This window comes from Actinomadura madurae, from assembly GCF_900115095.1.
GTDB classification, from domain to species: domain Bacteria; phylum Actinomycetota; class Actinomycetes; order Streptosporangiales; family Streptosporangiaceae; genus Spirillospora; species Spirillospora madurae.
In genome coordinates, this window is record NZ_FOVH01000009.1 from 383497 (window position 1) to 393747 (window position 10251).

Here is a 10251-nt window from a genome sequence, read left to right on the forward strand (position 1 = left end):
CGGCCCGGCGAAACGCGGGGCCGGGCCGTTCCGCACCGGCGCCCTGTGCCACAGTGGCCGGATGACCGACTCCGCTCCGGGGACCGGCCCCGAGGAACTGCTGTGCTCCGCCAAGGGATGCCGCGCCGACGCCGTGTGGGCGCTGCGCTGGAACAACCCGAAGATCCACACGCCGGACCGGCGGAAGATCTGGCTGGCCTGCGACGAGCACCGCGAGAGCCTGTCGGCCTTCCTGTCCCGCCGCGACTTCCTGAAGGACGTCGTGCCGGTCGCCGAGCGGAACGCCCCCGCGGACCGGGGCTAGGCGTCGTCCAGGGCGGGCTCGCCCGCCGGCGCGGGCACCTCGGCCTGCCAGCCCTCGGCCATCTCGGTCAGCCGGGCGGCGGCGTCGCGGGCCGGCGCGCCGCGCCCGACCGCGAGGCCGAGCAGGTACGCCGTCAGCGGCGCGCCGGGCCGCGCGACCCCGTGCGCGACGTCGCGGGCCAGGTCCAGGACGAGGCCCTGGTCGATGTCGCCGCGCTCCAGGCCGAGTTCGCGGCAGGCGGCGTTGATCCAGTCGTCGAGCACCGGCATTGGGTTCCCCCTTCGCGCATGGTCCTGGTGACCTGCCCACTCTCGCACCATCAAAGCAGCCGGCCGGCGGCGGCCAGCTCCTCGGGGGTGTCGCAGTCGTACCAGGGGGGACGGGCACCGGCCGGCAGCGCCACCGCCGCCGGCTCCAGCGGGCCGAGCAGGCCGCGCAGCGCGGCGCCGTCGTGGCCGTCCAGCGCGGCGCGCAGGGCGCCGGTGCGCCAGCAGCCGGCGAGCCACTGCTCGCGGCCCGCCTCGTCCACGAGCACCGCCCCGGGCCGCTCCCCCATCGCGTCGAGGAGCCGGGCGATGTGGACGGGACGCAGGAACGGCAGGTCGGCGGCCAGCAGCGCCAGCCTCGGCGCCCGCACCCGCGCGAGCCCGGCGCGCAGCGCGGGCACCGGCCCGGCGCCGGGCGGGTCCTCGCGGACGACGACCGCGTCCGGCAGCACGTCCCGCGGCGGCCCCACCACGACCAGCCGGGCCGCCCCGGCGACGGCGGCGGCCGTCCATTCGATCAGCGCGCGCCCGCCCACGGCCGCGGCGGGCTTGTCGGCCCCGAACCGCCGCGCCCGCCCGCCGGCCAGCAGCACGGCGTCGAACTCCGCGCCGCCGCGCACCGCGGTCAGCCGCCGATCGCGGACATCGGCCGCGCGGGCTGCAGGAACGACGGGTCGTCGATGCCGTGCCCGGCGCGCTTCGCCCAGACCGCCTTGCGCCAGCGCTCGGCCAACTCGGCGTCGGTGGCGCCGTCGCGCATCGCGTCCCGCAGGTTGGACTCCTCGGTGGCGAACAGGCAGTTGCGGATCTGCCCGTCGGCGGTGAGCCGCACCCGGTCGCAGGCGCCGCAGAACGGCCGGGTCACCGAGCCGATCACGCCGACGGTCTCCGGGCCGCCGCCGATCAGGAACGACTCGGCGGGGGCGCTGCCGCGGTCGTGCGCGGTGTCGGGGGCCAGGTCGAACTCGGCGGACAGCCGGTCCAGGATCTCGTCCGCGGTGATCATGTTCTTGCGGGTCCAGCCGTGCTGGGCGTCCAGCGGCATCTGCTCGATGAACCGCAGCCGGTAGCCGTGCTCCAGGCAGTACCGCAGCAGCGGGACGGCCTCGCCGTCGTTGATCCCGCGCATCAGCACCGTGTTGATCTTGACGGGTTCCAGTCCGGCGGCCCTGGCCGCCTCGAGCCCGCGCAGCACGTCCTCCAGCCGGTCGCGGTGGGCGAGCCGCTGGAAGGTCTCGCGGTCGAGGGTGTCGAGGGAGACGTTGACGCGGTCGAGCCCGGCCCCGGCCAGCGGCGCCGCCAGCCGGTCGAGCCCGATCCCGTTGGTGGTCAGCGAGATCTGCGGGCGCGGCGACAGCTCCGCCGTGCGCCGCACGATCTCGGCGAGGCCGCGGCGCAGCAGCGGCTCGCCGCCGGTGTAGCGGACCTCGGTGACGCCGAGGTCGCGCACCGCGAGGCCGACCAGCCGGACGACCTCGTCGTCGGTGAGCTGCTCCGGCTTCGGCAGCCAGTCCAGCCCTTCCGGCGGCATGCAGTACGCACACCGCAGGTTGCACCGGTCGGTGAGGGAGACCCGCAGGTCCGTCGCGGTACGGCCGAAGGTGTCGACCAGCACGGGCGCCCCTTCCTGATGCCCGGCGGGCCCGGCTCGCGGGCCGCCGGTGGGTTGCGGTCTGTCACTCCACCCTATTGCGGTGGTTGACGATCCGTCCCATCGCGAGAGACCGTTACGTTCCGTCGAGCGAGAGGGAGGCCGGAGTGACGACGTCGCGGGAGTGGGAGTTCGCCGGGACGCGGGGCGCGATCACCGTCCGCAGCTGGGCGGACGGCGAGCCGCGCTACATCGCGGTCCTCGCGCACGGCTACGGCGAGCACCTCGGCCGGTACGAACACGTCGCGGACGTCCTCGTGCGGCACGGGGCCGTGGTGTGCGGGCCCGACCACATGGGGCACGGCCGCTCGGCCGGCGAGCGCGTGCTGATCGAGGACTTCGAGGACGTCGTCGCCGACCTGCACACCACCGTCGAGGCGGCCCTCGCCGACCATCCCGGCCTGCCCGTCGTCCTGATCGGCCACTCGATGGGCGGGCTGATCGCCACCCGCCACGCCCAGCTGCACGGCGACGTCCTCGCCGCGCTCGTGCTGTCCGGGCCCGTCCTCGGCCGCTGGCACGTCGCGGAGCAGCTGCTGCCGCTGGAGGAGATGCCCGACGAGCCGATCGACACGTCCACGCTGTCGCGCGACCCCGCCGTCGGCAAGGCCTACACCGAGGACCCGCTCATCTGGCACGGCCCGTTCAAGAAGACGACGGTCCAGGCGCTCGACACCGCCCTCCGGCGCATCGACGAGCACGGCTCCCTCGGCGCGCTGCCGACCTTCTACGTGCACGGCGACGCCGACGAGCTCGTCCGTCCGCAGGACACCCGGATCGGCATCGAGACCGTCCGCGGGGACGACCTCACCGAGCGCCTCTACCCGGACGCCCGCCACGAGGTCTTCAACGAGACCAACCGCGACGAGGTCCTCGCCGACGTCACCGCGTTCATCGACCGCGCCCTCTCCTGACCTCTCGCCCCGTCTCTAGCCCTTGACGCAGATGAGCTGGCGCAGGTGCGCGACGACCTCCACGAGGTCGGACTGCGCCTCGATCACCGTCTCCAGGTCCTTGTAGGCGCCCGGGATCTCGTCGATGACGCCGCTGTCCTTGCGGCACTCGACGCCCCGGGTCTGCTCGACGAGGTCCTCGACGGTGAAGCTCTTGCGGGCCTTGTTGCGGCTCATCCGGCGGCCCGCGCCGTGCGAGGCGGAGTTGTACGCGCTGTCGTTGCCGAGCCCGCGCACGATGTAGGTGCCGGTCGCCATGGACCCCGGGATGATCCCGAGGTCGCCGCGGCCGGCGCGGATCGCGCCCTTGCGGGTGACCAGGAGCTCGACGCCGCCGTACTCCTCCTCGGCCACGTAGTTGTGGTGGCAGGAGATGACCTGGTTCCACTTGCAGCGCTTCTCGCCGAACCGCCGCGTCACGACGTTCTGCGCCAGCGCCATCATGACGGCGCGGTTGCGGCGCGCGTACTCCTGCGCCCAGAACAGGTCGTGCCGGTAGGCGTCCATCTTGGCCGTCCCGGTCAGGAACACCGCCAGGTCGTTGTCCGGGAGGTCCTGGTTGTGCGGGAGCCTCCGGGCGGCCTCGATGTGCTGCTCGGCCAGCTCGTTGCCGATGTTGCGCGAGCCGGAGTGCAGGACCAGCCAGATCGCGCCCTTGTCGTCCGCGCACAGCTCCAGGAAGTGGTTCCCGCCGCCGAGGGTGCCCATCTGGGACCGCGCGCGGCCGAGCCGGGACCGCACCGCCGGGTGCAGCTCGTCGAAGGCCTTCCAGAAGTCGTACCAGCCGCGCTCCTTCAGGTTCGGGAGCCCGGACGGGTCCACGGCCTGCTTGTGGGAGCCGCGCCCGACCGGGATCGCCTTCTCCAGGCGGCTGCGCAGCCCCGCCAGGTCGTCCGGCATGTCCTCGACGGTGAGCGACGACTTGGCGGCGGTCATCCCGCAGCCGATGTCGACGCCGACGGCGGCCGGCGACACCGCGTCCTTCATCGCGATCACCGAGCCGACGGTGGCGCCCTTGCCGTAGTGGACGTCGGGCATCACCGCGAGGCCCTCCACCCACGGAAGGGCGGAGACGTTGCGGAGCTGGTCGAGGGCGAGGTCCTCGACGGTGCCGGGGTCGGTCCACATCCGGATGGGGACACGGCCGCCCTTCAGCGTCTGGTACGGCATGCCACTCCTTCGTCGACGGGATCCGAACCGTGATCTATGACGCCAGAACCACCGATCGCGGTTCAACCGGTTTTCCCGCCGCCGCGCGGTTCATGACCGCCGCTTCATTACCGCCGCTTCATGACCGCCTATGACCGCCCGCTTCATGACCTCTCGGCGCGGCGCCGTTCGGTGAGGCCGAGCCGGTCCAGGTGGCGCAGCAGCGCCACGGCGACCCGGCGGCTGGTTCCCAGGGCCTCCCCGGCCTGCGCGGGCTTGAACGGCTGGGGCAGGCCGGTCAGGACGCGCAGCGCCTCCCGGTCGGCGCCGGGGAGCAGCACGATGTCGCCGTCCTCGTCCTCGATGCGCACGACCGCGCCGGCGCGCTCCGCCGCGGCGAGCACCTCGCCGGTGAGGCCGAGCTCGCCGAGGCGCTCCGGGGACGGCGGGTCGAACGGGGAGTCCGCGAGGTCGGCGCGCAGGCGCTGCACGCCCGCCGCCCAGGGCGGGGGCGGCGTCGCGGCGATCGCGGTGGCCGGCGGCTCCGGTGCCGGGGCGGGCGCCGGCGGGGGCACGGGGCCGTAGACGCGCCCGGCGTCCACCCGCAGCGGCGGGCGGACCAGGGCGGTGACGAGCTGCCGGGCCGGGAGCCCGAGGCGGAGCCGGACGGTCTCCAGCGGGATGCCCGGGGCGCGCGGGCTCGCGGCGGCGTGCCGGGAGGTCTCCTCGGCGAGCCGCTCGAACAGCGACTCCCAGTGCGCGGGGTCGGCGACCCACTCGCCGTTCAGCGCGACCGCGTCCTCCGGCGGCGCGCAGCCCATCAGCGACAGCTCCGACCGGCGGAGCACGCCGTGCCGCCGCAGCACGATCGTGCCGTCCGGGCGGTCGGGCCAGGACGCCAGCTCCCGCGCGCGGGCCGCCCCGGCGCCGCGCCGCACGAGCGTCGGCGGCCGGACGTCGAGGACGCTCACCCCGGCGATGGAGCGGCGCTCGGGGTCGCGCAGGACGCCGGTGTCGCCGAGGTGCAGGGCGACCCGGGTGTTCAGGGTCAGGCGGGCGGTGTCGGGGCCGAGGGGGCGCAGCCCGACCGGGACGGCGGCGGACCCGAGGTGCAGGGTCATCCGGCGGGCCAGCCGGCCGGACGCCTCACCGAACCTGGTGCGCACGTCGACGCAGGTGGTGTGGGTCCACGCGCCGGGGGTGACCAGGGCCATGCCGGCCTCCACGCGGCCCGCGTCGCGCAGGGTCAGCACGACGCGCGAGACGCCGCCGACCGACGTGCGGGGCTCCCCCGCGCAGCCGATCGTCCGCACCCGGACGCGCTCGCCGGCGGGCATGAGGAGCAGCTCGTCCCCCACGCCGACCGTGCCGGCGGTGAGGGTGCCGGTGACGACGGTCTGCCGCCCGGCGGTGAACGCGCGGTCGGCCCACAGCCGCACCGGGGCGGCCGGGTCGGGGACGGGCAGCCGGCCGGCGAGGCGGTCGAGCGCGGCGGTCAGCTCGTCGATCCCCGCCCCGGTGACGGTGCTGACGGGGACGGCCTCCATGCCGCGCAGCGCGGTGCCGGCGAGCTTGTCGCGGACCAGGCGCAGCGCGAGCTTGGGGTCCGCGGCGTCGGCCTTGGTGACCGCCAGGACGCCGGACCGGACCCCGAGCGCGCCGAGCGCCTCCAGGTGCTCGGCGGTCTGCGGCATCCAGCCCTCGTCGGCGGCGACGGCGAGCAGGACGGCGGGCGCCGGGGCGGCCCCGGCGAGCATGGCCGGGACGGACCGCTCGTCTCCGGGGACGTCCACGAAGGCCACGCGCCGCCCGGACGGCAGCTCGGTCCAGGCACCCGGTTCGCCGGGCTCCGTGCCGGTGAGGGCGCGCACGAGCGCCGACTTCCCGTGCCCACCGTGACCGGCGGTGGAGACGACCTGCATCAGCGTCCTTTCCGGACCTGACCGCGGCAGGCGTCACGAAGACGAGCCGTGCCGGGGGGACGAACGACGGGGGCCGCGCAGACGAAGGTCCACGGAAGGCAAGCTTATGGAGGCCGGGGCCCCGCACCAAAACCGGACACGCGAGCGGCCCGCATTCCACCTGCGATTCCTCCCCGTCACCCATGGGGTGACATGGCGGGGAATAACCACCCCCGCCGTACACTTACGTTCGCTAAGTAAATGGAGCGCCGCGCCGGCCCCCGGCGACCGGCCGACGCGGGAGGTTCGCATGACCGGCGCCCCGGCCAAGGCGCGCGAGGAGACCGGGCGCCCGCCCGCGGACGCCCGGCACACCGGGATCACGCTCCTCGCGCTGGCCGCCGCGGGGATGGTCGTGTCGGTGCAGCAGACCCTCGTGCTGCCGCTGCTGCCGCGGCTCATGGAGATCTTCGACGTCTCGATCACCGCGGTGACGTGGGTGTTCACCGCGTCGCTGCTGGCCGGCGCGGTCGCGACCCCGCTGCTGACGCGGTTCGGCGACATGTACGGCAAGAAGCGGATGGTCCTGCTGACCCTCGCCCTGCTGCTGGCCGGCTCGGTGCTGTGCGCGGTGTCGGGCTCGCTGCCGGTGCTGATCGGCGGCCGGGCGCTGCAGGGCGTGTCCGCCGCGCTGATCCCGCTCTCGATCGGCATGATCAGGGACACGTTCCCGGCGGAGCGCGTCACCACCGCGATCGGCATCGTCAGCGCCACCATGGGCGTCGGCGGCAGCGCCGGCATGATCGTGACGGGGCTGATCGCGACGCGCACCTCCAGCCACCATCCGGTGTTCTGGGTCGCCGCCGCGCTCGCCGCCGCGGTGCTCGTGCTGGTCGCGGTGACGGCCCGGGACGTCGGCGTCCGCGCGGGCGGGCGGCCCGACGTCGTCGGCGCGGCGGTCCTCGCGGTCTGGCTGGCCGCCCTGCTGCTCGGCATCAGCCAGGGCAACGCGTGGGGCTGGACGTCCGGCCGGGTCCTCGGCCTGTTCGGCGGCGCCGCCGTGCTGTGCGCGGCGTGGGTGGTGATCGAGCTGCGCGTCCGCGCGCCGCTGGTCCGGCTGAACCTGCTGGTCGGCCCGCGGTCGCTGTCGGCGAACGTCATCTCGGCGCTGCTCGGCTTCTCGATGTTCGCCGCGTTCACGCTGATCGCCGGGTTCGTGCAGGCGCCGTCCGCGGAGCTCGGGTACGGACTGGACGGCTCGGTCCTGGACGTCGGCCTCTACATGCTGCCGAGCACCGCGACCATGCTCGTCTTCTCGGCGATGGCCGGCCGGATCGCGGCGCGGATCGGCACCGCCTACACGCTCGCCACCGGGTCCGCCTTCGCCGGGCTGTGCTACGCGTGGCTCGCGGTGTCGAACTCCCACCCGTACGACATGCTCGCCTTCAGCTCCATCCAGGGCATCGGGTTCGGGATCGCCTACGCGGCGCTCGGCACGCTCGCCGTCCGGCACGTCCCGATGGACCAGAGCGGCATCGCCAGCGGGATCAACTCGCTCGTGCGCACCACCGGCGGCAGCATCGCCGGCGCCGCCACCGCGTCGATCCTGGCCGGGCGGGTCGTCGCCGGCTCCGGCGCGCCGACGCTCGGCGCGTACGAGACGTGCTTCTGGATCGTGGCCGCGGGGGCCGCCCTGGCCGCCCTCATCGCCGTCGCGCACGCCGTGCGTCACCCGGTGTGACGGCGCGGGCCCTTGACGAACCGGGCCCGCGCCATGCCCTATAGGTGTGCGGCCCGAATCACCGATTGGGGCCTCAAGGGCACACTCGGGCGAGGACCCGGCACCGGGAGGACGACATGGGCGCCTACGCGGCCGCGTACGAACGCAGCATCGCCGATCCGACCCGTTTCTGGGGGCTGGCCGCGCGGGACGTCCGCTGGCTCGTCCCGCCCGACCGGGTCCTGGACGACGGGGCGCCGCCGTTCTACCGGTGGTTCACCGGCGGCGAGCTCAACACCTGCGACAACGCCCTCGACCGGCATGTCGAGGAGGGCCGCGGCGAGCAGGCCGCGCTGGTCTACGACAGCCCGGTCACCGGGACCGTGCGGACCTACACCTACCGGGAGCTGACCGGGCTCGTCGCCCGGTTCGCCGGGGCGCTGCGCGCGCAGGGCGTCGACCGCGGCGACCGGGTGGTCATCTACCTGCCGATGGTCCCCGAGGCGGTCATCGCGATGCTGGCGTGCGCCCGGATCGGCGCGGTGCACTCGGTGGTCTTCGGCGGGTTCGCGGCGAAGGAGCTGGCGGTCCGCATCGACGACGCGCGGCCCAAGGCGGTCGTGTCGGCGTCCTGCGGCATCGAGGCCGGCCGGATCGTCCCCTACAAGCCGCTGCTGGACCAGGCGCTGGAGCTCGCCCGGCACAAGGTGGAGCGGTGCGTGATCCGGCAGCGCGAGCAGCTGCACGCCGACCTCGTCCGGCCCCGGGACGTGGAGTGGGACGAGGCGGTCGCCGCCGCCGGGCCCGCCGAGTGCGTGCCGGTCGCCGCCACCGACCCGCTCTACATCCTGTACACGTCCGGGACGACCGGGCGGCCGAAGGGCGTCGTCCGCGACAACGGCGGGCACGCGGTCGCGCTGCGCTGGTCGATGGAGAACGTGTTCGGCGTCGGCCCCGGCGACGTGTTCTGGGCGGCGTCCGACGTGGGCTGGGTCGTCGGGCACTCCTACATCGTGTACGCGCCGCTGCTCACCGGCTGCACCACGGTCCTGTACGAGGGCAAGCCGGTGGGCACGCCGGACGCGGGCGCCTTCTGGCGCGTCGCCGCGCAGCACCGGGTGAAGGTGCTGTTCGCCGCGCCGACCGCCATCCGGGCGATCAAGAAGGAGGACCCGGAGGGCGCGCTGCTCGCCGGGCACGACCTGGCCGCGCTGGACACGCTGTTCCTCGCCGGGGAGCGGCTCGACCCCGACACCTACCGGTGGGCGTCGCGCGTCCTGGACCGCCCCGTCATCGACCACTGGTGGCAGACCGAGACCGGCTGGCCGATCGTGGCGAACCTGCGGGGGCTGGAGCCGATGCCGGTCAAGGCGGGCTCGCCGTCGGTCCCGGTGCCGGGCTACGACGTGCGGGTGCTCGCGCCGGACGGGTCGTCCGTCCCGCCCGGCGGGGACGGCGACATCGCGATCCGGCTGCCGCTGCCGCCCGGCACGCTGCCCACGCTGTGGCAGGACGACGAGCGGTTCGTCGAGTCGTACCTGACGAAGTACCCGGGGCACTACCTCACCGGCGACGGCGGGCACATCGACGAGGACGGCTACGTGTGGGTGATGGGGCGCACCGACGACGTGATCAACGTGGCGGGGCACCGGCTGTCCACCGGGACGATGGAGGAGGTCATCTCGTCCCACCCGGCCGTCGCCGAGTGCGCGGTCATCGGCGTCCACGACCAGCTCAAGGGGCAGGTGCCGCGCGGCCTCGTCGTCCTCAAGAGCGGCGTGCTGGCCGAGCCGGGCGAGCTGTCGGCAGAGCTCGTGAGGATGGTGCGCGACCAGGTCGGGCCGGTCGCCGCGCTCAAGGAGATCTCCGTCGTGCCGGCGCTGCCCAAGACCCGGTCGGGCAAGATCCTGCGCGGGGTGATGCGGGGCATCGCCGACGGGCAGGAGGTGGCGGTCCCGTCCACGATCGAGGACCCGGACGTGCTGGACGATCTGCGCCCGGTCCTCCGGAAGGCCTAGCTGTACTTGGCCATGATCTTGGTGACACCTGACCGGTAGGTGTTTGATCAGCAAGAAGACCTCCGGGCGTAGTGGAGTTGCACGCTTCACCAGCACCCGGAGGTCTCAGTGAGCCACGCTAACGCCCGTCTGACTTTCCACGGCAGATGCCTGCTGGTTCGCCGTGTCGTGTTCGGTGGCCGCCCGGTCGCCCACGTCGCGGCCGAGCTGGGAGTGTCGCGGCAATGCGCGCACCGCTGGGTGGGCCGGTACCGGCGGCAGGGATGGGACGGGCTGGCCGATCGGCGCA

General features: G+C 74.5%; 10 protein-coding genes. 5 read left to right on the plus strand and 5 right to left on the minus strand.

Annotated elements, in window-relative coordinates; all coding sequences use genetic code 11:
* Positions 1–61: 61 nt before the first annotated feature.
* Positions 62–304 carry a hypothetical protein gene (locus BM339_RS25885; RefSeq protein WP_024936464.1) on the plus strand — a complete coding sequence of 81 codons (243 nt, stop codon included), beginning with the start codon at positions 62–64 and terminating at the stop codon, positions 302–304.
* On the opposite strand, the gene BM339_RS25890 is transcribed toward BM339_RS25885, so the two are convergent.
* The 3 genes from BM339_RS25890 to moaA are packed head-to-tail and all read right to left on the minus strand — an operon-like array spanning position 301 to position 2185.
* Positions 301–573, minus strand: a complete 273-nt coding sequence (locus tag BM339_RS25890) for a DUF6457 domain-containing protein (RefSeq protein WP_024936463.1) — start codon at positions 571–573, stop codon at positions 301–303. The two genes, BM339_RS25885 and BM339_RS25890, sit on opposite strands and share 4 nt — an antisense overlap.
* 50 nt (positions 574–623) lie before the next feature.
* Positions 624–1190: a molybdenum cofactor guanylyltransferase gene (mobA, locus tag BM339_RS25895; RefSeq protein ID WP_024936462.1), complete on the minus strand. Its 567-nt coding sequence runs from the start codon at positions 1188–1190 to the stop codon at positions 624–626.
* A gap of 5 nt (positions 1191–1195) precedes the next feature.
* Positions 1196–2185 (minus strand): GTP 3',8-cyclase MoaA, encoded by a 990-nt coding sequence (gene moaA / locus BM339_RS25900; protein ID WP_024936461.1) that lies wholly within the window; start codon positions 2183–2185, stop codon positions 1196–1198.
* Positions 2186–2328: 143 nt separating this feature from the next.
* Between moaA and BM339_RS25905 the strand changes: the two genes are divergently transcribed.
* Positions 2329–3135, plus strand: coding sequence for an alpha/beta hydrolase (locus tag BM339_RS25905; protein WP_075022471.1), 807 nt, complete (start codon positions 2329–2331; stop codon positions 3133–3135).
* A gap of 15 nt (positions 3136–3150) precedes the next feature.
* On the opposite strand, the gene BM339_RS25910 is transcribed toward BM339_RS25905, so the two are convergent.
* Positions 3151–4344 (minus strand): RtcB family protein, encoded by a 1194-nt coding sequence (locus BM339_RS25910; protein WP_021600021.1) that lies wholly within the window; start codon positions 4342–4344, stop codon positions 3151–3153.
* Between the two features lie 143 nt (positions 4345–4487).
* A complete protein-coding gene (locus BM339_RS25915) occupies positions 4488–6245 on the minus strand; it encodes a selenocysteine-specific translation elongation factor (RefSeq protein WP_075022472.1) in 1758 nt (585 codons plus the stop codon).
* A 289-nt stretch (positions 6246–6534) separates the two neighbouring features.
* Here BM339_RS25915 and BM339_RS25920 point away from each other — a divergent pair, with 289 nt between their 5' ends.
* The 3 genes from BM339_RS25920 to BM339_RS25930 form a co-directional block, all read left to right on the plus strand.
* Positions 6535–7965 carry an MFS transporter gene (locus tag BM339_RS25920; RefSeq protein ID WP_021597803.1) on the plus strand — a complete coding sequence of 477 codons (1431 nt, stop codon included), beginning with the start codon at positions 6535–6537 and terminating at the stop codon, positions 7963–7965.
* 116 nt (positions 7966–8081) lie between these two features.
* Complete coding sequence (locus tag BM339_RS25925; protein ID WP_075022473.1) at positions 8082–9962, plus strand: propionyl-CoA synthetase; 1881 nt, start codon at positions 8082–8084, stop codon at positions 9960–9962.
* Between the two features lie 108 nt (positions 9963–10070).
* A partial coding sequence (locus BM339_RS25930) for a helix-turn-helix domain-containing protein (protein ID WP_143118591.1) occupies positions 10071–10251 on the plus strand: 181 nt, incomplete at its 3' end.

Excerpts from the sequence above, each read along its gene's own strand:
- BM339_RS25890 (WP_024936463.1), bottom strand. The coding sequence starts at position 573 with ATGCCGGTGCTCGACGACTGGATCAACGCCGCCTGCCGCGAACTCGGC.
- BM339_RS25925 (WP_075022473.1), top strand. The coding sequence starts at position 8,082 with ATGGGCGCCTACGCGGCCGCGTACGAACGCAGCATCGCCGATCCGACC.
- BM339_RS25915 (WP_075022472.1), bottom strand. The coding sequence starts at position 6,245 with ATGCAGGTCGTCTCCACCGCCGGTCACGGTGGGCACGGGAAGTCGGCG.
- BM339_RS25885 (WP_024936464.1), top strand. The coding sequence starts at position 62 with ATGACCGACTCCGCTCCGGGGACCGGCCCCGAGGAACTGCTGTGCTCC.
- BM339_RS25920 (WP_021597803.1), top strand. The coding sequence starts at position 6,535 with ATGACCGGCGCCCCGGCCAAGGCGCGCGAGGAGACCGGGCGCCCGCCC.
- BM339_RS25910 (WP_021600021.1), bottom strand. The coding sequence starts at position 4,344 with ATGCCGTACCAGACGCTGAAGGGCGGCCGTGTCCCCATCCGGATGTGG.